This window comes from Methylobacterium sp. Leaf108 (assembly GCF_001423265.1).
Lineage (GTDB): Bacteria > Pseudomonadota > Alphaproteobacteria > Rhizobiales > Beijerinckiaceae > Methylobacterium.
This window is the reverse complement of sequence record NZ_LMND01000001.1, coordinates 457,550-479,504: the sequence shown is the minus strand read 5'-3', so window position 1 is coordinate 479,504 and position 21,955 is coordinate 457,550. Positions and strand designations below refer to the sequence as shown.

The window sequence follows — 21,955 nt, the reverse complement described above, 5'->3', positions numbered from 1 at the left end:
GCTCTGTTCAGGGTATCGGTTGCGGGCTAGTTGACAATCTTTGCTAAGGGCCGGAAGCGTTCTGGTGGAGGTCTGCCGATGGCGACGATGAACGTATCCCTGCCGGACCCGATGAAGGATTGGGTGGAAGCCCGCGCCCGCACGGGTCGCTACAGCACTGCGAGCGACTATGTCCGCGACCTGATCCGCCGAGACCAGGAACGCGCCGACGGGATCGCCGACCTGCAGACCTTGGTGAGCGAAGGCCTAGAGAGCGGCGAAAGTGGCCGGTCGCGGGACGATATCGCCCGATTGTCCCGGGATATGGCCGCCGCCTCGCGTCAGCCGTGACGATCTGGCGGACGACGAACCGCGCGGACCTCGACATCGCCCACATCTACGGCCACGGCGAACGGGCCTTCGGCATCGAGCAGGCCGAACGCTATCAGGCCGGCCTGTTCGACGCCTTCGACGTGCTGGCGCGGAACCCGCACCTCGCCCATGAACGCCAGGAGATCACTCCGCCGGTCCGCATCCATCCCCACGGCGTCCATGTCATTGTCTATGCCGTCCGGGATACCGGCATCCTGATCGTGCGCGTGTTGCATGGGCGGCAGGATTGGGAGCGGTGGCTATCGTGAACTCGCGCGGCGCGACTTTCCGTCGTGAGCGTGGGACACAGCCGTTGGCCCGGGGGCGTAGGTCTGCTTAGACGAGCACCCATGACCCCCTTCCGCATCGGACTCGTCGCCCTCCTCGTCACCTTGGCCCTCGATCAGGCGACCAAGCTCGGGCTCTACTTCGGCACCGACCTCGTGCTCACCCAGCCCTGGCGGCTGGGGCCCTATGCCGACCTCGTCGTGGTCTGGAACCGGGGCGTGTCCTACGGCCTGTTCCAGCAGGAGGGCGCGCTCGGCCGCTGGATCCTGGTGGCGATCTCGGTCGTGGCGACGGTGGCCCTGGTGGTGTGGATGCGCCGGGCCGGCAGCCGCCTCCTCGCCCTGTCGCTCGGCCTCGTCGCCGGCGGGGCGATCGGCAACGCCATCGACCGGGCCGCCTACGGGGCGGTGTTCGACTTCGTCCACCTGCACGCGGGCGACTGGTCCTGGTACGTGTTCAACGTCGCCGATGCCGCGATCGTCGCCGGCGTCGCCGGCCTCGTCATCGACAGCGTGCGCCCGGCCCCCGCGGCGCGAGAACCCCGGTCGCTGTGACACGCAGGCCACACCGGCGCGGCATGTCCGCGCCGGGCTGGTGCGGTGCGGTCAAGGCGCCATACCTTCGCCCGAAACCCGGATCAGGCACGAGGCATGCCGGACCGGGAATGCGCGAGAACGCGACCGGGCTCGGGCAACGGAGTGGGGGTGACATGGTCGGCTATCGCAAGGTCCTCGTCCCATTGGGCGCCGCCGCCTTCGCGGCCTCGGTTCTGACAGGGGCCGCCAGGGCCGAGCAGGGCGAGTTCCTGCGCGACGCCCTCAGCAACCTCGGCCTCGTCGAGGCGGAGCGTCCGCCGATCACCTACCGCGAGCGCGCGCCGCTGGTGATGCCGCCCAAGCTCGGCGCCAAGGCCATCGACACCCGGTCGCTGCCGCAGCCGCGGGCCTTGGAGGCCACGCCGCAATGGCCCAAGGACCCGGAGGTGGCCCGGCGCGAGCGGGCCGTCGTCGAGGCGCGCAAGCCGATCGTCCGTGGCGCCCAGGGGCGCATGGACGACAACAACATGACCCTGTCCATCGACGAGATGCAGGCCGGCCGCCGCGCCGGGGCGCAGATCCCCACCGAGGGCCAGCGCAAGCCCGAGGACGGCAGCCGCGGCGATTCGTTCTGGAGCAATCCCTTCGGCCTCACCGGGGGTGAGAAGACCGAGCCGGTGGAGGCCGCGCCGACCCGCGAGGTCCTCACCCAGCCGCCGACCGACTACCGCCGCGCCCCCACCAAGGTCGCCAGGACCAATGGCGATCCCATCAACAACCCGAGCCGCGAACGCGAGGAAGCGGACCCGGGCCTCTACGTGCGCGGCCAGAGCCGCTACTGACATCCGCTTCGGCCGGCGGCCACCGGGCGCCGGTACGAAATTTGCCCCGACGAGGCGCCCTCCGGGTGGTGCCGAGGGGTGTCGGCCACGATGTCGGCCCGTCACGCGCCGACATCCGAAGGATCATCCATGCATCTGTTCAGGAAGGATACGTCGGCCCTGCTGTCGACCGCCGCGCATCCCATCGCGGGACGGGTCGAGGCGGCACCGTTCGGCCGCTCCGAAGCCGGCGGGCCGGAGGTGTCGTCCTTCACCCTGGACAACGGGCTCGACGTCGTGGTGGTGCCCGATCACCGCGCCCCCGTCGTCACCCACATGATCTGGTACCGCAACGGGTCGGCCGACGATCCGCTCGGACAGTCGGGCATCGCCCACTTCCTCGAGCACCTGATGTTCAAGGGCACCGAGCGCCATCCCGTCGGCGCCTTCTCGAAGGCCGTCTCGGGCCTGGGCGGCCAGGAGAACGCCTTCACCAGCTACGACTACACCGCCTATTTCCAGCGGGTCGCCCGCGACCACCTCGGCACCATGATGGAGTTCGAGGCCGACCGCATGACCGGCCTGGTGCTGGAGGATGCCGTGGTCGGCCCCGAGCGCGACGTGGTGCTGGAGGAGCGTCGCATGCGGGTCGAGACCGACCCCTCGGCCCAGCTCTCCGAGGCCATGGCCGCCTCGCTGTTCGTGCACCACCCCTACGGCATCCCGATCATCGGCTGGATGCACGAGATCGAGGAGCTGAACCGCGCCCACGCCCTCGACTACTACAAGCGGTTCTACACGCCCGAGAACGCGATCCTGGTGGTGGCCGGCGACGTGACGCCGGACGTCGTGCGCAAGCTCGCCGATTCCACCTACGGCCGCGTCACCCCCCAGGGCGCCCGGCCGGTGCGGCTGCGGGCCCGCGAGCCCGAGCCCAAGGCGCTGCGCCGCGTCGCGGTGGCCGATCCCAAGGTCGAGCAGCCGACGCTGCAGCGGCTCTACCTCACCCCCTCCTGCGTCACGGCCCGCGACGGCGAGTGCCATGCCCTGGAACTGCTCGCCGAGGTGCTGGGCGGCGGCTCGACCTCATACCTCTACCGCAAGCTCGTCATGGAGCAGGGCATCGCGGTGAACGCCGGCGCCTGGTACATGGGCTCGGCCATCGACGACACCCGGTTCTCGGTCTACGCGATCCCCGCCGAGGGCGTCAGCCTGGAGCAGCTCGAGGACGCCGTCGACCGCACCCTGCGCCGGGCGCCGGCCGAGGCCCTGGACGCCGAGGCGATCGAGCGGGCCAAGACCCGGCTCGTGGCCGAGACGGTGTATTCCTCCGACAGCCAGTCGTCGCTCGCCCGCATCTACGGCTCGGCGCTGGCCATCGGCGAGACCATCGAGGAGGTCCGCCGCTGGCCCTCCGACATCGAGGGCGTCACCCGCGAGCGGCTGGCTGCCGCGGCCGAGCGCTACCTCGTCCCGGCCCGCTCGGTCACCGGCCATCTCACCAAGTCCCGCGATCCCGACGCCTGAGGCCGCAGCATCAGCGACCATCGCATTCCGGCAGCGGCCGAGGCCGCGCCACCGCCCCCGAACAACGAGGCTCCCATGAACGCAGTCCAGGTCGATCTGGCCGACACCCGCAGTTCCGCGTCCCAGACCCTGGCCCTGCCGGTGCCGGCCGCCTCGGGCATCGAGGCCTGGCACGTGGAATCGCCGGTGGTGCCGCTGATCGCCCTCTCGTTCGCCTTCGAGGGCGGTGCGGCGCAGGACCCCGAGGGCAAGGCCGGCGTGGCGCAGATGCTGGCCCGCCTCCTCGACGAGGGGGCGGGCGACCTCGTATCCGACGCCTTCCAGGAGCGGCTGGCGGCGCGCGCGATCGAACTCAGCTTCCACGCCGGGCACGATTCCATCGGCGGCTCGCTCAAGATGCTGGTCAAGCATGCCGACGAGGCCATCGACCTCCTGGCGCTCGCCCTGGCCAAGCCCCGCTTCGACCCCGACGCCGTCGAGCGGGTGCGCGGGCAGACGCTCGCCGGCCTGCGCTACCAGCAGAACGATCCGGGCGTGATGGCCTCGCGCCGGTTCTTCCGCGAGGGCTTTGCCGGCCATCCCTATTCCCGGCCGTCCTCGGGCACGCCCGAGAGCGTGGCCGCCATCACCCGTGACGACCTCGTGGCGATGCACCGCCACCTGATCGGGCGCGGTGGCATCAAGGTGGCCGCCGTCGGCGCCATCGACGCCGCGCGCCTGGCCGATGCCCTCAACCGCGCCTTCGGCGTCCTCGACGAGACCGCGCCGCTGGAGGCCGTGCCGCAGACCGTGGTGCAGGACCTCGGCCGCCGGGTGGTGGTCGACCTCGACGTGCCGCAGTCGGTGATCCGGTTCGGCATGGGCGGCGTCGCCTGGCGCGACCCCGACTTCATCCCGGCCTACGTCTTCAACCACATCTTCGGCGGCGGCTCCTTCACCTCGCGCCTGTTCCAGGAGGTGCGCGAGAAGCGCGGGCTCGCCTATTCGGTGGGCACCTCGCTCGTCAGCCACCGCGCCAGCGCCATCACCTGGGGCTACACCGCCACCAAGAACGAGCGGGTTGGCGAGGCGATGACCGTGATCTCCGAGGAGCTCAACCGCCTCATCGCCGAAGGCCCGTCCGACGAGGAGCTGCAGAAGGCCAAGGACTACCTCACCGGCTCCTATGCGCTCGGCTTCGACACCTCCACCAAGATCGCCCACCAGCTCGTGCAGATCGCCTTCGAGGGGCTCGGCATGGACTACATCGCCCGCCGCAACACGCTGGTGGCCGACGTGACCCAGGCCGACATCCGCCGCGCCGCCGCCCGCACCGTGGCCGACGGCCGGATGCTGGTGGTCGCCGCCGGCCGCCCGACGGATTTCTGATCGGCTGGCCGCGTCCTTGCCTATGGCGGCGGACGTGACAGATCGAGGCCGGGCTGCCTGCACGCCAGTCCGGCCCCCCTAAGCCTGGAAGCCACCGCCGCATGACCCTCGCCCCGCGCCTGCCGACCGCCCTCGTCCTTGCCATCGTCCTCGCCCTCGGCGCGAGCCCGGCCCTGGCGCACACCGGGCAGGGCGAGGCTCACGGCCTGGCGCAGGGGTTCCTCCATCCGCTGATGGGGCTCGACCATCTCCTCGCCATGGTCGGCGTCGGCCTCCTGGCGGCGCGGATCGGGGGGCGTGCCGTCGTGCTGGTGCCGGCGGCCTTCCTGGCGATGATGGCCCTCGGGGGAGCGATGGGTGCCGCCGGGTTCGTCATGCCCATGGTGGAGATCGCCATCGCCGTCTCGGTGGCCGTGCTGGGGGCGATTCTGATGCTGCGGTCCGCCCTGCCGGTCGCGGTGGCGATGGCGGTGGTGGGAGGCTTCGCGCTGTTCCACGGCCATGCCCACGGCGCCGAGATGCCCGATGCCGCCGGCGGCATCGTCTACGGGCTCGGCTTCCTCGCAGCCACGGCCCTTCTTCATGCCACGGGCCTGGGTCTCGGCTTCGCCGCCGGCGGCGCGAACCGCCTGCGCTACGCGGGCGCCGGGCTTGCCGTGGCCGGCCTCGGTCTCCTGGCCGGGGCGTTCTGAAGGGACGGACCGGGTGGAGCCGGCCTTGCGTTTTCACGTGAAACCGCGAACCCGCCCTGGCGTTCCTGGTCCCGCGTGACGGTGGCGGGGCGATCCCCGGTCCCGCCCCTCGCCCTACATCGTCGCCGCCAGCGACGCGGCCTGTGCCCGTCCCTCGGCGCGGGCGGCCGCATCGAGATCGGCGCCCATCAGGCCCCGTTCGACCAGGATCTGGTGGACGTCGGTGATCCCGACCATGCGAAGCCACGTCGCCATGTAGGTCGCCTGATGGTCGTAGATCGCGGCCGGGAAATCCGCGCCGATGGCGACGCCGCGGGCATTGACCACCACGGCCCTGGCGTCGAGCAGCCCGTTCTGGCCGCGCTCGTCGAAGGTGAACAACAGGTCCTTCTGCGACACCAGGTCGAACAGGTGCTTGAGCCTGTAGGGGATGCCGTAGTTCCACATCGGCACGCCGAACAGGATCAGGTCCGCCGCGCGAAACCGGTCGGCGAGCACGCGGATCGTGCGCCATGCCTCGTCCTGCGCCGGACTCGAGGGCTCGCCGGCGAGGGCCGCGTATTTGCCGTCGAGCGCGTCGCCGTCGAACGCGGGCAGATCGGTGTTCCAGACGTCGAGGGTATCGACGCTGCCGTCCGGGTGGCGGGCACGCCAGGCGTCGAGGAAGGCCCCCGCCACCTCGATCGAGGCAGAGCGTTCCTTGCGCGGCGAGGATTCGACGTAGAGCAGGTGCGGCATCCGTCAGGGCTCCGAGGGTGAGGGTCGCCCCTCAACCTATGGCGGTGGACATGCTATGGCGATGGACCTGGCCTATGGCGATGGACTTGGCCGGCCAAGCGGGTGATGCCCCGTCCGGACGTTTCATGCCATATCCGGTTGATCACTTCGTGATGCGGAAACGGGCTTCGCTCAGGCGCCGCGCGGGCTTGGTGATACGCTTCCCGCTTGATTTAAGCGGAAGCCGTATCACGCGTCACGAACCGCGCGCAGGAGGCGCTTTGCCAACGGCCCGCCGAGGCCCCATTTGAGCCGACAGCGATCTTGCCCGCCGCCGGACATACCCCATGCAACTCACCGGTCTCCACCACCTTACCGCGATCACCGCCCAGGCGAGCGCCAACCACGCCTTCTACACGCGGGTGCTGGGCCTGAGGCTCGTCAAGAAGACGGTGAACCAGGACGACGTCTCCGCCTACCACCTGTTCTACGCCGACGGTCTCGCCTCGCCCGGCAGCGACGTGACCTTCTTCGACTGGCCCGCCCCCCGGGAGACGCGGGGGACCGGCAGCATCGCGCGCACCGGCCTGCGGGTCGCCGGCCCCGGCGCCATCGCCTGGTGGCATGACCGCCTCTCTCGGAACGGGGGCACGGTCGGCGCGCCGCGGGAGGTCGACGGGCGCCTCACCCTCGCGTTCGAGGACCCGGAGGGCCAGCGCCTCGCCCTGGTCGACGACGGCGGTGCGGGCGAGGCCCACCCCTGGTCGCGGAGCCCCGTGCCGGCCGAGCACCAGATCCGCGGTCTCGGCCCCGTAACCCTGAGCCTGGCCGACGTGGCCCGCACCGGGGCGGTGCTCGTCGAGGTGCTGGGGATGCGCCGGGAGCGCTCCTACGACCTGCCCGAGGGCGAGGTCTCGGTCTACGCGATGGGCGAGGGCGGGCCCGCCGCCGAACTCCATCTCCTGTCAGAGCCCGGCCGGGCGCCGGCCCGGCAGGGGGCGGGCGGCGTCCACCACGTCGCCTTCCGCATCCCCGATGCCGACTATGGCGCCTGGGCGGACCGCCTCCAGCAGCGGCGGATGCCCTCGAGCGGGCCGATCGACCGCTATTACTTCCGCAGCCTGTACTTCCGCGAGCCGGGCGGCGTCCTGTTCGAGATCGCCACCGACGGTCCCGGCTTCACCGCCGACGAGCCCCTGGACACCCTGGGCGAACGCCTCGCGCTGCCGCCGTTCCTGGAGCCGCGCCGGGCGCAGATCGAGGCGGGACTGAAGCCGCTGTAGCGTGGCGGCGCACCGGCCCGGAGCGGGCGGCATCGTTTCGCGTGCCGAGCGCCGGGCCGTCTCGATCACGGGCGGTGCGAGTGCGGGCGGTGCGAAGGCGGGCGGTACGAGTGCGGGCCTTGCCCCTCCACGGGCGCGTGATCGGGGGATCGGGCACATCTGCTTGTTCGGGCCGACCCGCCGTGATAGCGCGCTCTCGCACGACAGACGGATGTCACGACGGTCGCCGGTTCGGCCGTCCGGACGGGCGGCTTTTCGCGGGCCGTGCCAGAACAGACCCTTCCCGAAAGAGGACGACACGCCATGGCCGACACTCCGGCACCGAACGGCAACGGTGGCGCCACGGCGCAGGCCGATGACCTCACCCCGGCGATCAACGCGCTGGCGCAATACGCCAAGGACCTCTCCTTCGAGAATCCGAACGCCCCGCGCTCGCTCCAGCCCCAGGAAGGCGGCGGGCCGCAGATCAACATCCAGGTCAACGTCAACGCCAAGCAGATCGCCGAGGCCGATTTCGAGGTCGAACTGACCCTCGAGGGCGACGCCAAGATCAACGGCGAAGTGCTGTTCGCGTTCGAGCTGACCTATGCCGGCGTGTTCCGCATGCGCAACATCCCGCAGGACCAGCTCCACCCGGCCGTGATGATCGAGTGCCCGCGCCTGCTCTTCCCCTTCGCCCGCCAGATCATTGCCGAATCGGTGCGCAACGGCGGCTTCCCGCCGCTCTACATCGACCCGATCGACTTCGTCGGCCTCTACCGCCAGAAGGCCTTCGAGGCGCAGGGCCAGACCGAGGGCGCGCCGCTGGCGTCCTGATCCCGGGCCCATCGTCGAGGTCGGCTCCACGCCGGAGCGGGCAGCTGTTTCACGGGAAACGGCCGCCCGCTCCGGCGTCGTCGTTCGTGCGCGACAAATCCAGGGGATCGTGGCGTCATCCCATATCCGGTCGATCACGTCGTGGCGCGAACATGGGCTTCGCTCAGGCGCCGCGCGGGCTCGCCGATACGCGTCCCGCTTGATTCGAGCGAAAACCGTATCAGCCCTTGCGCACCAGCGGCCCCGCCATGGGCGCGCCCTCGGGGGTCAGCAGTCCGCACCGCGCCTCGGCGTCGCGGGCGAGCAGCGGGTCGAGGAGGGACCGGCGCCCGTCGAGGAAGACGATGCTGCGTTCGGCCGACACCGCCTCGGCGGCGTCGGGGATCTCCACCAGGAGATGGGACAGGGCGTAGCGATAGCGCGTGACCCGGGCCGCCGTCTCCAGCCGCACCCAGGCGACGAGGCAGCGGTTCTCGGCCACCCGCAGGGCGGCGTCGCGCACCACCGTATCGTTGAGCGTGCGCAGCGAGGGGAGCCCGCGCAGGCGCAGTGAATCCGCGTCCCGCACCCGCGCGGCGGTGGCCGCGAAGGCCGGCATCAGCCGCGCGTCGGCGCTGGCATCCTCGCCGAGCCGGCGATAGCGCGAGACCGGCGAGCGGAACGATTCGGCCACCAGCGTCTCGTGATAGGCCGTGTCGTCGTCCGCCCGCCAATTCGGCGGCAGCACGCGGCTGCGGGTCAGGTTGGCGAGCACGTCGGTGAAGGCATCGCGTCCGGCCGCCGGCATCAGGTAGCGCCAGGCCCGATCGCGCAGGGTGCGCTCGTCGTCGGTGTAGGGGAACGGGGCGGCTTCGCCGCGCATCTCGGCCGCCAGGGACCCGGTGCTGTCCACGAGGCCGTTCCAGGCGCTGGGCGCACGGCGGCCGAAGTCGCCTTCCTGGACACAGGCCGTGAGCACGGCCGGCGGCGCCGCCACGGCCACGATCACGGCCATCGTCCGGCGGCGGCGTCCTTGCGAGCGGGCGGGCGGCATGGCGATCCCCGTGGCGCCCTCGGGCACCGCTTTTGAAGTCACGAGTGCGATTCACGCGTCGTCCGGCGGGTCGACGCCCCGGACGTCGATGCGGACCCGATCCGTCCGCGGGGTCAGGACGGCTGGCGTCGCCGTTCGTCGGCGGCGGGCGTCTCGTCCGCGGCGCCGAGGTCCGGCGCCATCCGCTCGTAGCGGACCCCGGTGAACAGGAGGATGTCGCCCCGCGGCGCGGTGTCCTCGTCCTCGCGCCGGAGGCGCCGGCTCGGCCGCACCGAAAACGGCAGGATCATCGCCCCGAAGCGCGGCGATGGCCGCTCGGGACTGTCCTGGGTTGGCCTAGGGTCAGCATTCATCGCTGGCGATCCCGTCAATCGTTCACCTCGTCCGTGTCGCTGCGCCGCCCCGGTGCAGGGACGTTGTCGCGGTGGACCCTCCGACCGTCGGCGGCGGGGGCCAGATCATCACGGGGTGGTTAACGGATCGTTTCGGGCGCCGCCGCCCGAGGGAGATCGTGCGGATTGCCGGGGGATATCGCCCTCCCGGTCACAGGGAGGAGGCGCCCGCGGCCCGCGGACTCCGGCCGTCGTCGGCCCGTCTGGCTTGTATATTGCATTTCAGTTGGTCGCCCATGGCGGGCGTTTCCTCCCTTGCACTTGAGCCCCGTTCGCCCGGCGAACGGGGCTTCTTCCATGCCGGAGCCGGGAACTTCGGGTGCGCCGGGGCTTTGGGGCGGGGGAGCTTCGGATCGGCGGTCGCCAGGTGTGGCCCCGTGAGCGCGCCCTGCCTGCATCCGGCTCCCGCCCGCAACGAGGGCGCTTGCTAACCCGGTGCGGCTGCCCGATATCCCGACCTTCGAGCACCCGACCACCCGCCCTCGACCCGTCATGTACACAAGCGAAGGACACCGCAGAATGCGCGTGGTTACCGCACGATCCTCGAGCCCGGCCTCCATCCCGGGACGGCGCCGTCCCGCGCTCCTGGCGCTGGCACCCCTCGCCTTCCTCGTCCTCACCGCATCGCCGGCTCTGGCCCAGCGGGAGGACCAGGGGCTGCAGCTCGGTTGCGCCAACGACTATTTCCGGCTCTGCGCCGGCGTCGATCCCAACAGTTCCGATGCCGAGAAGTGCATGGACCGCAACCGCAGCCGGCTCTCGCCGGAGTGCCGCAACGCCATCGGCGACTACGACCGCCGCACCGGCGGCAAGTCCTCCAAGCGTGGCGCCGACGACTGATCGTCGGCCATCGTCCCCGAACCCTCGACGCGGTCGCGTCGGGGGCGGCCCGTCGCACCAGCGCGGGTCCGCACCAGCGGCAAAGCACCGGAGTTGCCAAGAGCCATGGCCCTGACCGTCGCGGTGCAGATGGACCCGATCCAGGCGATCCGGATCGCGGGGGACACCACCTTCGCCCTCCTGCTCGAAGCGCAGGCCCGCGGGCACAGCCTCCTGTACTACACGCCCGACCGGCTCTCCCTCCAGGGCGGGCGGGTGACGGCGAGCGTGCAGCCCCTCACCGTCCAGGACGTGGAGGGCGCGCATGCGACGCTCGGCGCCGCCGCGCGCATGGACCTGTCGCAGGTCGACGTGGTGCTGATGCGCCAGGACCCGCCCTTCGACATGGCCTATATCACCGCCACCCACATGCTGGAGCGGATCCACCCCCGCACGCTGGTGGTCAACGACCCGGTCGAGGTCCGCAACGCGCCCGAAAAGCTCTACGTCCTGCAATATCCCGACCTGATGCCGCCGACCCTGATCAGCCGCGACAAGGCCGAGATCGAGGCGTTTCGCGCCGAGCACGGCACCGTGGTGATGAAGCCGCTGCACGGCCACGGCGGCGCGGCGGTGTTCCGCGTCGCCCCCGAGGACGCCAACTTCGGCTCGATGTTCGACCTGTTCGCGGTGACCTTCCGCGAGGCTTGGGTGATCCAGAAGTTCCTGCCGCGGATCACCGAGGGCGACAAGCGCATCATCCTGGTGGACGGCGTCGCCATGGGCGCGGTCAACCGGGTGCCGGCGGCCAACGACATCCGCTCCAACCTCGTGCGCGGCGGGGCGGCCAACGCCTCCGAGCTCACCGAGCGCGAGCGCGAGATCTGCGCCGCCATCGGCCCCGAGCTGAAGCGGCGCGGCCTCATCCTGGTGGGCATCGACGTCATCGACGGCCACCTCACCGAGATCAACGTCACCTCGCCCACCGGCATCCGCGCGATCCGCCGCCTCGGCGGCCCCGATCTCGCCGCCGCCACCTGGGACGCGATCGAGGCCCGTCGAGCCGCCCGAGCGTGATCCGCGCAAGCGTGCGACGACCTCTCGGTCGGGATCGTTCGCCCTTTCGCGCCCCGAGGCCGTAAGAGCGCCTTAAGCGCAGCGTGGTCATGATCCCCATGCGGCCGCAGGCGGCCGATGGATCGTGACCGAGTCGCCGATGACCCTCGCACCAGTCATGACCGACCCTGCGGCCTCCGTCCGGCCGGCGCCGCGGGCGGGGTCGCGGGCGGTCCCGGTCTCGTCCCTCGTCGTGTTCCTGGCCCTGGCGGCGACCCTGCTCGCGGCGGCCGATCCCCTCCTCAACGATCCCGATTCGCAGTGGCACGTGGCGGTGGGGCGCTGGATCGTCGACCACCGCACCCTGCCCTGGACCGACCTGTTCTCGCACACCTTCGCCGGCCGGCCCTGGATCGCCAAGGAATGGGCCTCGCAGGTGATCTTCGCGGGCGCCCACGGCGGGGCGGGATGGTGGGGGGTCGCCGTGGTGGCGATCGTGTCGACCGGTGTGGCGCTCGCCGTGATGCACGGCTGGCTGCGGGCCCGCGTCGGGCCGATGGCGGCCCTCGTCGGCGTCGTGCTCGCCTTCGTCGTGCTGGCGCCCCACCTGCTGGCACGGCCGCACATCTTCACCCTGCCGGTGATCGTCGCCTGGACGATCGGTCTCGTCGGCGCCCGCGAGCGCGGGCTCGCGCCGCCGCTGTGGCTGGCGCTGGCGATGACGGCCTGGGCCAACCTCCACGGCAGCTATCCCATCGGCCTCGTCCTGGCCGGCCTCATCGCCTGCGAGGGCGTGGTCGACGGTCCGCGCGCGCTCTGGCGGGGCCGGGCCGCGGCCTGGGGCCTGTTCCTCGCCGCCTCGGCCGCCGCCGCCCTGGCGACGCCCTATGGCATCCGGCCGCTGCTCGTGAACCTCACGCTGTTCGGAGGCGGGGGCGAATCCCTGCGCTTCATCGCCGAATGGCAGCCGATCCGGTTCGACGGGCCGGGCCTCGCCGCCCTCGGCGCCTGCGCGGTCGCGCTGTGGGTGCTCGCCGCCGAGCCCCGCGCCAACGCCTTCCGGATCGGTCTGGTCCTGATCCTCGCCGCCATGATGGTCCGGCACAGCCGGTTCATGGATCTCTTCGTCCTGGTGGCGCCCTTCCTCGTGGCCGGGCCGGCCGCGCGGCGGTTCTCCGCCCTGAGGACCGCAGCGACGTCCCTCGCGCCGACGACGGGACGCGCCTGGGGCGCGGTGATCGCGCTCGCCGCCGTCGTCCTCGTCCTGGCCGCCACGGCGGCACCCCAGCCCGCCCCGACCATGACGCCGGTGGCCGCCCTGGAGGCGGCGCGCGCGAAGGGCCTCACCGGGCCGGTCTACAACGACTACGACTTCGGCGGCTTCCTGATCGGCGCCGGAGTCCCGACCTTCATCGACGGGCGCGCCGACCAGATCTTCCTCGGCGGTTTCATGAACGACCTCCACCGCGCCGTGGACGGCGCCGACCATGCCCCCTTCGACGCCCTGCTGCGACGCCACGGCGTCACCTGGGCCCTGGTGCGGGCGCAGGGCGCCGAGGCCGGGCATCTGAGCGCCCTCGACGGCTGGACCCTGCTGCACCGCGACCCCGTCGCGGCGGTCTACATGCGGGATCGCTAGGCCGTTCGCTTCGCCGCCCGCGCGCGGAAGGCGACCCTCTTCCTCGACGGGACGGGGTTGGACGGGGGTGGATAGGCCTGCCTCTGCTGCGGGTCGCCCGGCCACCCCCACCCCGAACCCCTCCCCGCAAGGGGGGAGGGGATGCGTATGGCGGCCGGCGATCTCCCTCGGCATCAGCCCCGGTTGGCGGTCACCGCGAGTTCGGGCTTGTGGTTGAGGGTCTGGAACACGACGCAGTAGCGCTCGGTGAGCTTGAGCAGCTGGTCGAGCTTCTCCTGGGGCGCGTCGGTGTCGAGGGCGAAGGCGAGGCGGATCGCCCGGAAGCCCACCGGCGCCTCCTTGTCGACGCCCAGCGTCCCGCGGAAATCGAGGTCGCCCTCCGCGCTCACGGTACCGGCGCGCAGCTCGATTTCGAGGGCGGTGGCCACGGCCTTGAGGGTGACGCCGGCGCAGGCCACCAGGGCCTCGAGCAGCATGTCGCCCGAGCACAGTTCGGCGCCCGAGCCGCCCGTGGCCGGGTGCAGGCCGGCGATGGCGAGAGCCCGCCCGGTCTCGACCTTGCAGGCGATGGAGGAGTCGTCGAGGGTGCCCCTGGCCTTCAGGGTGATGACGGCGGAATCGGGCGCGCTGCGGTACTGGTCCTTGAGCGGGGCCTGGAGCGAGCGGAGCGTGGTGGCGTCCATGGGCGTCGGTTTTCCCGTGTCTGATGCGGACGTGAGGAGCGGTCCCGCGTCTAACCCGGGCGGCGGCCCGAGGCTACCGCCGGCACGCTACCACCACAGCGCGGCGTCGTTGGGGGTGTCGTCCTTGTCCTGGCGCGGGCGCAGGGAGCGGTCGAGGGCGGTGAGGATCTGGCGGGTGGCCGCCTCGCTGCGGGTGGAGGTCGGGTTGCGCGGGCGGGCGAGCGGCAGGGCGATGGTGTCGTCGAGGCGCCCGGGCTTGGGCCGCATCACCACCGCCCGGTCGGCCAGGGCCACGGCCTCCGCCACGTCGTGGGTGACGATCAGCACGGTGGGGCGCACCTCCTCCCACAGGGCGAGGAGGTGGCCGTGCAGGTCCTTGCGGGTGAAGGCGTCGAGCGCCGAGAACGGCTCGTCGAGGAGCAGCACCCGCGGATTGGCCACGAAGGCGCGGGCGATGGCGACCCGCTGCTGCTGTCCGCCCGAGAGTTCCCGTGGCCAGCGGGCGGCGTGTTCGGCGAGGCCGACCCGGTCGAGGGCATGGGCGACCCGCTCGCGGCGCTCGGCCTTGGGGACCTCGGAAAGACCGAAGCCGACGTTGTCGGCCACGTCGAGCCAGGGCAGCAGGCGTGGCTCCTGGAACACGAGGCCGACGCCGGGGTGCGGCCCGGCGATGGCCTCGCCGTCGAGGCTGATCGTGCCCTCGCTGGCCCGGTCGAGCCCGGCCACGAGGCGCAGCAGGGTGGTCTTGCCGCAGCCCGATCCGCCGATCAGCGCGACGATCTCGCTCTTCTCCACCGAGAGCGTGATGCCGGACAGGGCCCGGGTCCCGTCGGCGTAGGTTTTGGAGAGGGCATCGAGGATCAGCATGGTCGTTTTTGGACGTGCCAGGAAAGACGGGACTTGTGAAGCGGGGATGGACCGGCGGCGGTGTGCCGGTCGGGAGAAGCCCCCGTGGCGCTGGTCCGCATGCGAGAGGGAATGGCGGCCAGCCTCGCCGGTCACCGCGGTTGCGGGCGGCGGCTCGCACCCCAGCCATGCCGTGAGCGCAGGAACGGGCCCGTTAACCGACCGTTCATGCAGCACGACACGTTCAACCAAGCGCCGCAAAGGCGCACGAGGAACAACTCCCCCATGTCCAACCTTCGCCTCATCGCCGCCCTCGGCCTGTCCGTGGCCGCCCTGGCCACGCCGGCCTTCGCCCAGGATGCGCTGTCCGTGCGCGTGGCGCCGCAGTTCGACGCCGATGCGCCCGAGGCCAGAAACACCGAGGCCTTCCGCGGCGCCGCCCTGCGCTCGGACGCCGTGAGCATCGAGTCGAGCCGCATCGCCCTCGAGCGCTCGCGCAACCCGAACGTCCGCGCCTACGCCAAGAACGTCCTCGTGGAGCGCAAGGCCACCACCGATGCGCTGCTGCCGGCCGGCACCTCGCTCACCGCCGGCGGCACCGTGGTGTCCGACGTGCAGCCCTTCGAGACCCGCCTCGACAACCCGATCGGCGTGGTGCTGGCGCCGGTGACCATCGCGCAGACGATCGTCGGCGGCGTGCTCGGCGGCGTCGGCATCATCGACAACAGCCCGGCCGAGCCCGGCCGTCGCGTCGCCATCGGCGCCGAGGGCCAGGCCCGCATCGACCGCCTCAAGACCGCCCGCGGCGGACGCGACTTCGACCGGACCTACGTGAGCCAGCAGGCGCGCTCGGACGCCCGGACGCTCGGCCTCTACGATGCCTACGCCCGCAACGGCGACGACAGCCAGGGCCGCGCGTTCGCCCGTCAGGCATTGCCCTACATCGCCAACGAGCACGGCCATTCGGCCCGGCTCGCCGGCCGCATCGGCGGCTGAACCCCGCCGACCCTCCGACCATGCGAAATGGGCCGCTCCATCCGGGGCGGCCCTTTTCGTTCGGAATCCTCAGGCCGCCTTCGCCGGGATCTCCGTCCGTTCCGGCGTGCCGTGGGTGGCATCCGAGAACAGCGCGATCTCGCCGGGGCGGCCCATCAGGTAGCCCTGCGCGGAATCGCAGTTCTCCGCCTGGAGGAACCGCAACTCCCCCGCCGTCTCGACGCCCTCGGCCAGCACCGGCAGGCCGAGCCCGCGCCCGAGGCCGAGCACCGACCGGACGATGGCCGCGGCCTGCCGGTTGAGGTCGACCCCGTGGATGAACGAGCGGTCGATCTTGATCTTGCCGAAGGGGAAGCTGCGCAGGTTCGACAGCGACGAATAGCCGGTGCCGAAATCGTCCATGGCGATGCCGATGCCGAGCGCCTTGAGTTCGAGGAGCGCCGAGAGCGCATGGGCCGGATCGCGGATCAGCGCCGTCTCGGTGATCTCGATCTCCAGGCGGGCCGGATCGAGGCCGGCCTCGGCCAGGATCTCGCGGACGCTCCCGACGAAGCCCGGCGTATGGATCTGCACGCCGGAGACGTTGACGGCGATTCCCAGCGGGTTGGTCCAGCGCGCCGCCTCGCGGCAGGCCTCGCGCAGGACCCAGTCGCCGATCTCGAGGATGATGGCGCATTCCTCGGCGATGGGGATGAAGATCCCCGGCGAGACCGTCCCGCGCTCGGGATGGACCCAGCGCAGCAGCGCCTCGAAGCCCGTGGTGACGCCGGTCTGAACGTCGGTCTGGGGCTGGTAGACCACCCGCAGTTCGCCCCGGGCGATGGCGTGGCGCAGGTCGTGCTCGATCGAGCGCCGCTCGCGGACCTCGGAGCCCATCTGCGCCTCGAAGAAGCGGTAGCCGCCGCGCGCCTGCGCCTTGGCGCGGCTCAGCGCCGTCGCGGCGGCGTTCATCAGGTCCTCCCGCCCGGTGGCGTCGTCGGGAAAGAGGGCGATGCCGATGCTGGCGTTGGCGCCGGTGCACTTGGTCTGGCGCAGCGCCGCCATGATGCGCTCGGCGAGCCGCCCGGCCGCCACCGCCTGGTGGCAGGGACAGATGATGCCGAACTCGTCGCCCCCGAGGCGACCCATGGTCATCGCACCGTCGAGCAGGCCCGACACCACGGTGGCGACACGCCGGAGGACCGCATCGCCGCCGGCCTGGCCGAAGAGGTCGTTGATCTCCTTGAAGCCGTCGAGGTCGAGGGAGAGGACCGCCAGCCGTCCGCACAGCGCATCGGCGACCCGCATGTCCTGGTCGAGGCGGGCGTGGAAGCGCGTGCGGTTGGGCAGCCCGGTCAGGGCGTCGTGATGCGCCAGGAACTCGATCCGGCGTTCCGCCCGATGCCGGGCGCGCAGGTCGCCGATGGAAAAGGCGACGTGCGGTTCGCCGGCGTAGTCGAGGCCGCGCCCGACCAGGGCGACCGGGATGTCGTGGCCGTCGGCACCGCGCATCCGCGCTTCGACGGGGGTGCCCCCGGACCGGTCGAGGGCGAGGTGGATCGCGTCGGACGGCAGAAGCTCCGACAGGTGCGATCCCACCAGCCGGTCGGCGTCCACGCCCGCGATGGCGACGAAGCTGTCGTTGGCGCTCACGATCACGTCGCCCCGGCAGATCACCAGGGATTCCACCGCCGCGTTGGCGAGGCTGCGCAGGCGCTCGCCCTGGAGGCCGGCCTGGCGCCGGTCCCGGATGTCGAGGGTGAGGGCGGCGCAGGCCATGGCGAGGACCATGGCGCTGATGACGGCCACGGCCGCCGCCATCCACTCCGGCTGGATCGCGGCCGTCGGCCCGGCGAGATCCGCGACGGGTACGATCGCGAGCGCGGTCATCGCGGTGACATGGTGGCCGCAGATGGCGCACACGAGAAGCCCGGCGCTCGCGAGCTGGAACGTGACCGCGCCGCGCCGCAGGGCCAGCGACAGGGACAGACTGCTGAACACCATGCCGGCGGCGATGGAGACCGCGACGAGGTCGGCGGACCAGGAGAACCGACCGCCGATCTCGAAGGCGACCATGCCGGCGAAATGCATGGCCGCGATGCCGGCGCCCAGGATCGTTCCGCCGATCCAGGCCCTGCCGCGCAGGTCCGAGATCAGGGCGATCGTCAGCCCCGCCCAGGTGAGTGCCACCGCGAAGACGAGGGAGGCCGCGGTGGGAACGATGGCGTAGGTGCTCGACAGCGCCGACGCATTGGCCATCAGCGCGACGAAATGCGTCGCCCAGATGCCCGAGCCGCCCGCGAGCGCCGCGACGGCCAGCCAGAAGCTTCGTCCGCGATCGTCGGAGGCCTGGGCGTGGCGCAGCAGTCCGATCACGGTGACGGCCGACAGGGCGCAGATCACGGAGGCGACGGCGACCAGCAAAGGATCGTGTTGGTCGGCTAGACAGCCGAGGACCGAGAGCATGTCGAACGTCCGCACCACCACTGGACGCACCATGGTAACGGCACCCCAAAAAAGCGTTAAAGGCGGCCGTCAACAACTTATGTATGCATTATTCGCTCCTGGCGCCCCGGACGTCCGTTTCGCCGGGGATCGTGCGGCCGCGACGCGCGCGCCGGTTTGGTGGGCCCGCAGGTGTTTGGTAGGGATGCCGCGATGACCCTCGCCGTGGCCGCCCTCTATCGGTTCGTCCCGCTGCCGGATGCCGTGGACCTCCGGCCCGGCCTCGAGGCGCTCTGCCTCGCCCATGGCATCTCGGGCACGATCCTCCTGGCGCAGGAGGGCATCAACGGCACGGTGGCCGGCGCGGGCGACGACATGGCCGCCTTCCTCGGCGCCCTGCGCCACGGCCCGCTGTTCGGGGGGCGGCTCCAAGAGATGGACTGCAAGCTGTCGGGTGCACGCGCGACGCCGTTCGGCCGGCTCAAGGTGCGGGTGAAGCGCGAGATCGTGGCCTTCGACGGCGGCCGCACCGACCCCGCCGCCGGGGGCGCCCGGCCCGTGGCGGCGAGCGATTGGAATGCGCTCCTCGACCGGCCGGACCTCCTCCTCATCGATACCCGCAACCGGTTTGAGGTCGCGCTGGGGAGCTTTCCCGGCGCGATCGACCCCGGCATGACCCGGTTCTCCGGGTTTCGCGCCTATGCCGACGCCCTCGATCCCGCGCGCCATCCGGCGGTGGCGATGTTCTGCACCGGCGGCATCCGCTGCGAGAAGGCGGGCGCCTACCTGCGCGCGCGCGGGTTCGGCGAGGTCTACAGCCTGGCCGGCGGCATCCTGCGCTACCTCGAGACGGTGCCAGATGCGCACAGCCGCTGGAGGGGCGACTGCTTCGTGTTCGACGACCGGATCGCCCTGGGGCCCGGCCTCGTCGAGCGGCCCGACCACGCCCCGGAGACGTTGCGGTGAGTGCTGTCGCGGTGAACGCCATCGACCCGGCCCGGATCGACACCCTGGAGATGCGCCTGACCGAGCAGGACCGCATGCTCGACGACCTCAACCGCACCATCACGGAGCAGTGGCGACTGATCGACCGCCTGACGCGCCAGGTCGCCGCCCTCACCGAGCGGGTCGAGGAAGCCGGCAGCCGGGCCTCCGGCAGCGCGCCCGAGCCGCCGCCGCCGCATTACTGACGTCGAGGGCGCCCCCGGGGCGGGCTGCGGACGGTTCACGGTTTCGCCGGTAGCTTCAGGACGATTGCGTCACGAACTTCGTGGCGAGGTAGCCGTCGAGGGCTTCGGACCCGCCCTCGCTGCCGTAGCCCGAATCCTTCATGCCGCCGAACGGCGTCTCCGGCAGGGAGATGCCGTGGTGGTTGATGCCGATCATGCCGCTCTCGACCCGCGCCGCCACCTGCGCGGCCCGCGCGGCCGAGCGCGTGTAGGCATAGGCCGCCAGGCCGTAGGGGAGACGGTTGGCCTCGGCGAAGGCCTCCTCGTCGTCGGAGAACCGCTGGATGAGGGCCACCGGCCCGAACGGCTCCTCGTTCATGATCCTGGCCTCGCGGGGAACCTCGGTGAGGACGGTGGGGGCGAAGAAATGGCCGCGGTTGCCGATGCGGCCACCCCCCGTCGCCACGCCGGCGCCCAGCGCCACGGCATCGGCGCACAGGGCCTCCATCGCCTCCAGGCGCCGGCCGTGGATCAGCGGTCCCATCGTGGTCTCGGGCGCCAGGCCGTCGCCGACGACGAGGCCGCGGGCCCGCTCGACGAAGCGGTCGCGGAACGCCGCGAACACGCGATCCTGGACGAGGAAGCGCGTCGGGGCCACGCAGACCTGCCCGGCGTTGCGGAACTTGTTGGCGGCCAGCACCTCCACCGCGCGCTCGACGTCGGCGTCGTCGAACACCAGGGCCGGGGCGTGCCCGCCGAGTTCCATCGTCACCCGCTTCATGTGGCGGCCGGCCAGGGCGGCCAGTTCCTTGCCCACCGCCGTGGAACCCGTGAACGAAATCTTGGCCACCACCGGATGCGGGATCAGGTAGGACGAGATCGCGGCCGGATCGCCGAACACCAGGGACAGCACGTCCCCCGGCACGCCCGCGTCCAGGAAGGCGCGCACCAGGGCGGCGCAGCTCGCCGGCGTGTCCTCGGGTCCCTTGAGGATGACGGAACAGCCGGTGCAGAGGGCCGCGGAGATCTTGCGGACCGCCTGGTTGATCGGAAAGTTCCAGGGCGTGAAGGCCGCCACCACGCCCACGGGCTGGCGCAGCACCACCTGCTGCACCTGCGGCAGGCGCGAGGGGATCACCCGCCCGTAGGCCCGCTTTCCTTCTTCCGCGAACCAGTCGATCACGTCGGCGGCGGCCAGGGTCTCGATGCGCGCCTCGGCCAGGGGCTTGCCCTGCTCCAGCGTCATGATCCGGGCGATGTCCTCGACGCCCTCGCGCAGGGTCTCGGCCGCGCGCCTCATGATCTTGGCGCGGTCGAACGCGCTGACCGTCCGCCAGGCGGCAAAGCCGCGCTCGGCCGCGGCCAGCGCCCTGTCGAGGTCGTCCGTCGTCGCCACGGCCAGCCGACCGAGCGCGTCGCCGGTGGCCGGGTTGAGGACGGGCAGGGTCTGGCCGCCCGAGCCCGGCGTCCAGGCGCCCGCGATATGCAGATCGATGTCCGGATACATGATGAGCGGTGACCCTCGCTGCGCCGGCCAGCGCGCCGACCCGCCCCATGTGATCCCCGAGGCGCCGGGCGGCAAGCCGGATGTCGCCCGTGGTCGCCCGTGCCGCACACCGGTGCCCACGGCAAGGCCGGAGCGGGCTTCGGCATCGCGTCGAAACCACGATGGGTCCGATCACGGGCGCTTTTTGACACGGACCCGACAGACTATCCTTGTTCGACCTGCGGGAATGACTTGGTGCACGACTCATTCGACAGCATCGCGGGATATCGGCGAGTTTTTTATCGTAAGTTAAGGTTTGATCGCTAGTGATCGGACTGCGCAGTCCAAGCTTGCCTGCCGGCGAGCGTCCCTCCGGTGTCGGCTCTCGGCGGGTCCGCGCGAGGCACGAGCCCGGCCGACAACCAACGCCAGATCGCCGCCGACACCGATGGATCGAATCGCAAGACGGATCGCCTGCAACCGCGGAAGCACCGCCGTCGAGTTCGCGCTCGTGGCTCCGATGCTGCTCCTGACGATCGTCTTCGTCATGGTGGTGGGAACGGGGCTGTACCTCAACCAGGAACTCGACAACGCCACGGCGCAGGCGTCGCGGTCGATCATGACCGGTTCGGCCCAGGCATCGTCCATGACCCAGAGCACGTTGACCAGCAACATCTGCGGCCGGCTTCCCAGCGCGATGGATTGCGCCGACCTGATCGTCAACCTCTACATCGTTCCCAAGTCGGGAGGGCCCGGCGGATACTACACCTTCGTGAAAGACGATGTGAGCGGTCTCAAGATCCCGGACCTGACCCCCGGCGCGGGGACATTCAACATGGGCGTACAGGGCGACTACCAGTATCTGCAGGTCATCTATCCGATCCGGGTGCTGCCGTCCTTCATGACGACCATGCTCGGAAGTACGCAGTACAAGGGATCGCCCGCCTATCTCGCCGTGTCGACCGCCGTTTTCAGAAACGAAAAATACTGATGGCCGGCCGGGCGATACCGAT

Annotated in this window: 23 protein-coding genes; 16 read left to right on the top strand and 7 right to left on the bottom strand. The window is 71.4% G+C overall.

The genetic code is table 11. The features are described from left to right. Positions 1 to 78: 78 nt before the first annotated feature. The 7 genes from ASF39_RS02235 to ASF39_RS02205 all read left to right on the top strand — a co-directional run bounded on the left by ASF39_RS02235 (position 79) and on the right by ASF39_RS02205 (position 5,583). Positions 79 to 330, top strand: coding sequence for a type II toxin-antitoxin system ParD family antitoxin (locus ASF39_RS02235; protein WP_056280761.1), 252 nt, complete (start codon positions 79 to 81; stop codon positions 328 to 330). Next, complete coding sequence (locus ASF39_RS02230) at positions 327 to 620, top strand: type II toxin-antitoxin system RelE/ParE family toxin (protein WP_055879783.1); 294 nt, start codon at positions 327 to 329, stop codon at positions 618 to 620. Before ASF39_RS02235 ends, ASF39_RS02230 begins: the two co-directional genes overlap by 4 nt. A gap of 81 nt (positions 621 to 701) precedes the next feature. Further along, positions 702 to 1,193, top strand: a complete 492-nt coding sequence (gene lspA / locus ASF39_RS02225) for a signal peptidase II (RefSeq protein ID WP_056280759.1) — start codon at positions 702 to 704, stop codon at positions 1,191 to 1,193. A gap of 155 nt (positions 1,194 to 1,348) precedes the next feature. Beyond that, the gene (locus tag ASF39_RS02220) at positions 1,349 to 2,017 is read left to right on the top strand and encodes a hypothetical protein (protein WP_056280757.1); all 669 of its coding nucleotides are present in this window, start codon (positions 1,349 to 1,351) and stop codon (positions 2,015 to 2,017) included. Between the two features lie 129 nt (positions 2,018 to 2,146). Continuing rightward, positions 2,147 to 3,523 carry a pitrilysin family protein gene (locus ASF39_RS02215; RefSeq protein WP_055879773.1) on the top strand — a complete coding sequence of 459 codons (1,377 nt, stop codon included), beginning with the start codon at positions 2,147 to 2,149 and terminating at the stop codon, positions 3,521 to 3,523. A 75-nt stretch (positions 3,524 to 3,598) separates the two neighbouring features. Further along, on the top strand, positions 3,599 to 4,891 hold the full coding sequence (locus tag ASF39_RS02210) for a pitrilysin family protein (RefSeq protein WP_056280755.1): 1,293 nt from the start codon (positions 3,599 to 3,601) through the stop codon (positions 4,889 to 4,891). A 101-nt stretch (positions 4,892 to 4,992) separates the two neighbouring features. Continuing rightward, positions 4,993 to 5,583 carry a HupE/UreJ family protein gene (locus tag ASF39_RS02205; RefSeq protein WP_056280753.1) on the top strand — a complete coding sequence of 197 codons (591 nt, stop codon included), beginning with the start codon at positions 4,993 to 4,995 and terminating at the stop codon, positions 5,581 to 5,583. Between the two features lie 114 nt (positions 5,584 to 5,697). On the opposite strand, the gene ASF39_RS02200 is transcribed toward ASF39_RS02205, so the two are convergent. Then, positions 5,698 to 6,321 (bottom strand): NAD(P)H-dependent oxidoreductase, encoded by a 624-nt coding sequence (locus tag ASF39_RS02200; RefSeq protein WP_056280751.1) that lies wholly within the window; start codon positions 6,319 to 6,321, stop codon positions 5,698 to 5,700. A gap of 326 nt (positions 6,322 to 6,647) precedes the next feature. Here ASF39_RS02200 and ASF39_RS02195 point away from each other — a divergent pair, with 326 nt between their 5' ends. Continuing rightward, the gene (locus ASF39_RS02195) at positions 6,648 to 7,583 is read left to right on the top strand and encodes a ring-cleaving dioxygenase (protein ID WP_055879761.1); all 936 of its coding nucleotides are present in this window, start codon (positions 6,648 to 6,650) and stop codon (positions 7,581 to 7,583) included. 303 nt (positions 7,584 to 7,886) lie between these two features. Then, positions 7,887 to 8,399 (top strand): protein-export chaperone SecB, encoded by a 513-nt coding sequence (secB, locus tag ASF39_RS02190; protein ID WP_055879758.1) that lies wholly within the window; start codon positions 7,887 to 7,889, stop codon positions 8,397 to 8,399. Between the two features lie 220 nt (positions 8,400 to 8,619). On the opposite strand, the gene ASF39_RS02185 is transcribed toward secB, so the two are convergent. Further along, a complete protein-coding gene (locus ASF39_RS02185; protein ID WP_156648302.1) occupies positions 8,620 to 9,393 on the bottom strand; it encodes a hypothetical protein in 774 nt (257 codons plus the stop codon). 152 nt (positions 9,394 to 9,545) lie between these two features. Continuing rightward, positions 9,546 to 9,785, bottom strand: a complete 240-nt coding sequence (locus ASF39_RS20900) for a hypothetical protein (RefSeq protein ID WP_156399206.1) — start codon at positions 9,783 to 9,785, stop codon at positions 9,546 to 9,548. A gap of 558 nt (positions 9,786 to 10,343) precedes the next feature. Here ASF39_RS20900 and ASF39_RS02180 point away from each other — a divergent pair. The 3 genes from ASF39_RS02180 (at position 10,344) to ASF39_RS02170 (ending at position 13,338) form a co-directional block, all read left to right on the top strand. After that, on the top strand, positions 10,344 to 10,664 hold the full coding sequence (locus ASF39_RS02180; RefSeq protein WP_055879755.1) for a hypothetical protein: 321 nt from the start codon (positions 10,344 to 10,346) through the stop codon (positions 10,662 to 10,664). A gap of 105 nt (positions 10,665 to 10,769) precedes the next feature. After that, on the top strand, positions 10,770 to 11,720 hold the full coding sequence (gshB, locus tag ASF39_RS02175) for a glutathione synthase (RefSeq protein WP_055879752.1): 951 nt from the start codon (positions 10,770 to 10,772) through the stop codon (positions 11,718 to 11,720). 139 nt (positions 11,721 to 11,859) lie between these two features. Then, a complete protein-coding gene (locus tag ASF39_RS02170) occupies positions 11,860 to 13,338 on the top strand; it encodes a hypothetical protein (RefSeq protein WP_056281125.1) in 1,479 nt (492 codons plus the stop codon). 173 nt (positions 13,339 to 13,511) lie between these two features. Here ASF39_RS02170 and ASF39_RS02165 read toward each other — a convergent pair whose 3' ends face one another. Together ASF39_RS02165 and ASF39_RS02160 are read right to left on the bottom strand one after the other, a co-directional pair. Beyond that, positions 13,512 to 14,021, bottom strand: a complete 510-nt coding sequence (locus ASF39_RS02165; protein WP_056280750.1) for an OsmC family protein — start codon at positions 14,019 to 14,021, stop codon at positions 13,512 to 13,514. A gap of 87 nt (positions 14,022 to 14,108) precedes the next feature. Then, complete coding sequence (locus tag ASF39_RS02160; protein ID WP_055879747.1) at positions 14,109 to 14,888, bottom strand: ABC transporter ATP-binding protein; 780 nt, start codon at positions 14,886 to 14,888, stop codon at positions 14,109 to 14,111. A gap of 264 nt (positions 14,889 to 15,152) precedes the next feature. On the opposite strand from ASF39_RS02160, the gene ASF39_RS02155 reads away from it, so the two are divergent. Next, positions 15,153 to 15,863, top strand: coding sequence for a DUF4142 domain-containing protein (locus ASF39_RS02155; RefSeq protein ID WP_056280748.1), 711 nt, complete (start codon positions 15,153 to 15,155; stop codon positions 15,861 to 15,863). 69 nt (positions 15,864 to 15,932) lie between these two features. Here the strand turns inward: ASF39_RS02155 and ASF39_RS02150 are convergent, their stop codons facing one another. Beyond that, a complete protein-coding gene (locus ASF39_RS02150; RefSeq protein WP_348271505.1) occupies positions 15,933 to 18,341 on the bottom strand; it encodes an EAL domain-containing protein in 2,409 nt (802 codons plus the stop codon). Positions 18,342 to 18,500: 159 nt separating this feature from the next. Here ASF39_RS02150 and ASF39_RS02145 point away from each other — a divergent pair, with 159 nt between their 5' ends. Further along, positions 18,501 to 19,253: a rhodanese-like domain-containing protein gene (locus tag ASF39_RS02145; protein WP_056280745.1), complete on the top strand. Its 753-nt coding sequence runs from the start codon at positions 18,501 to 18,503 to the stop codon at positions 19,251 to 19,253. A gap of 20 nt (positions 19,254 to 19,273) precedes the next feature. Next, complete coding sequence (locus ASF39_RS02140) at positions 19,274 to 19,477, top strand: SlyX family protein (RefSeq protein ID WP_082494328.1); 204 nt, start codon at positions 19,274 to 19,276, stop codon at positions 19,475 to 19,477. A 55-nt stretch (positions 19,478 to 19,532) separates the two neighbouring features. On the opposite strand, the gene ASF39_RS02135 is transcribed toward ASF39_RS02140, so the two are convergent. Then, positions 19,533 to 20,963 carry an NAD-dependent succinate-semialdehyde dehydrogenase gene (locus ASF39_RS02135; protein ID WP_056280743.1) on the bottom strand — a complete coding sequence of 477 codons (1,431 nt, stop codon included), beginning with the start codon at positions 20,961 to 20,963 and terminating at the stop codon, positions 19,533 to 19,535. 427 nt (positions 20,964 to 21,390) lie between these two features. On the opposite strand from ASF39_RS02135, the gene ASF39_RS02130 reads away from it, so the two are divergent. Further along, complete coding sequence (locus ASF39_RS02130) at positions 21,391 to 21,933, top strand: TadE/TadG family type IV pilus assembly protein (RefSeq protein ID WP_056280740.1); 543 nt, start codon at positions 21,391 to 21,393, stop codon at positions 21,931 to 21,933. The last annotated feature ends 22 nt before the right edge of the window (positions 21,934 to 21,955 follow it).

What these genes read in the sequence shown, in the direction of transcription:
- ASF39_RS02235 (WP_056280761.1), top strand. Translation starts at nt 79, where the DNA reads ATGGCGACGATGAACGTATCCCTGCCGGACCCGATGAAGGATTGGGTG.
- ASF39_RS02215 (WP_055879773.1), top strand. Translation starts at nt 2,147, where the DNA reads ATGCATCTGTTCAGGAAGGATACGTCGGCCCTGCTGTCGACCGCCGCG.
- ASF39_RS02195 (WP_055879761.1), top strand. Translation starts at nt 6,648, where the DNA reads ATGCAACTCACCGGTCTCCACCACCTTACCGCGATCACCGCCCAGGCG.
- ASF39_RS02220 (WP_056280757.1), top strand. Translation starts at nt 1,349, where the DNA reads ATGGTCGGCTATCGCAAGGTCCTCGTCCCATTGGGCGCCGCCGCCTTC.
- ASF39_RS02165 (WP_056280750.1), bottom strand. Translation starts at nt 14,021, where the DNA reads ATGGACGCCACCACGCTCCGCTCGCTCCAGGCCCCGCTCAAGGACCAG.
- ASF39_RS02210 (WP_056280755.1), top strand. Translation starts at nt 3,599, where the DNA reads ATGAACGCAGTCCAGGTCGATCTGGCCGACACCCGCAGTTCCGCGTCC.
- ASF39_RS02205 (WP_056280753.1), top strand. Translation starts at nt 4,993, where the DNA reads ATGACCCTCGCCCCGCGCCTGCCGACCGCCCTCGTCCTTGCCATCGTC.
- ASF39_RS02135 (WP_056280743.1), bottom strand. Translation starts at nt 20,963, where the DNA reads ATGTATCCGGACATCGATCTGCATATCGCGGGCGCCTGGACGCCGGGC.
- ASF39_RS02180 (WP_055879755.1), top strand. Translation starts at nt 10,344, where the DNA reads ATGCGCGTGGTTACCGCACGATCCTCGAGCCCGGCCTCCATCCCGGGA.
- ASF39_RS02130 (WP_056280740.1), top strand. Translation starts at nt 21,391, where the DNA reads ATGGATCGAATCGCAAGACGGATCGCCTGCAACCGCGGAAGCACCGCC.
- secB (WP_055879758.1), top strand. Translation starts at nt 7,887, where the DNA reads ATGGCCGACACTCCGGCACCGAACGGCAACGGTGGCGCCACGGCGCAG.
- ASF39_RS02185 (WP_156648302.1), bottom strand. Translation starts at nt 9,393, where the DNA reads ATGGCCGTGATCGTGGCCGTGGCGGCGCCGCCGGCCGTGCTCACGGCC.
- ASF39_RS02160 (WP_055879747.1), bottom strand. Translation starts at nt 14,888, where the DNA reads ATGCTGATCCTCGATGCCCTCTCCAAAACCTACGCCGACGGGACCCGG.
- lspA (WP_056280759.1), top strand. Translation starts at nt 702, where the DNA reads ATGACCCCCTTCCGCATCGGACTCGTCGCCCTCCTCGTCACCTTGGCC.
- ASF39_RS02200 (WP_056280751.1), bottom strand. Translation starts at nt 6,321, where the DNA reads ATGCCGCACCTGCTCTACGTCGAATCCTCGCCGCGCAAGGAACGCTCT.
- ASF39_RS02155 (WP_056280748.1), top strand. Translation starts at nt 15,153, where the DNA reads ATGTCCAACCTTCGCCTCATCGCCGCCCTCGGCCTGTCCGTGGCCGCC.
- ASF39_RS02150 (WP_348271505.1), bottom strand. Translation starts at nt 18,341, where the DNA reads ATGGTGCGTCCAGTGGTGGTGCGGACGTTCGACATGCTCTCGGTCCTC.
- ASF39_RS20900 (WP_156399206.1), bottom strand. Translation starts at nt 9,785, where the DNA reads ATGAATGCTGACCCTAGGCCAACCCAGGACAGTCCCGAGCGGCCATCG.
- ASF39_RS02170 (WP_056281125.1), top strand. Translation starts at nt 11,860, where the DNA reads ATGACCCTCGCACCAGTCATGACCGACCCTGCGGCCTCCGTCCGGCCG.
- ASF39_RS02145 (WP_056280745.1), top strand. Translation starts at nt 18,501, where the DNA reads ATGACCCTCGCCGTGGCCGCCCTCTATCGGTTCGTCCCGCTGCCGGAT.
- gshB (WP_055879752.1), top strand. Translation starts at nt 10,770, where the DNA reads ATGGCCCTGACCGTCGCGGTGCAGATGGACCCGATCCAGGCGATCCGG.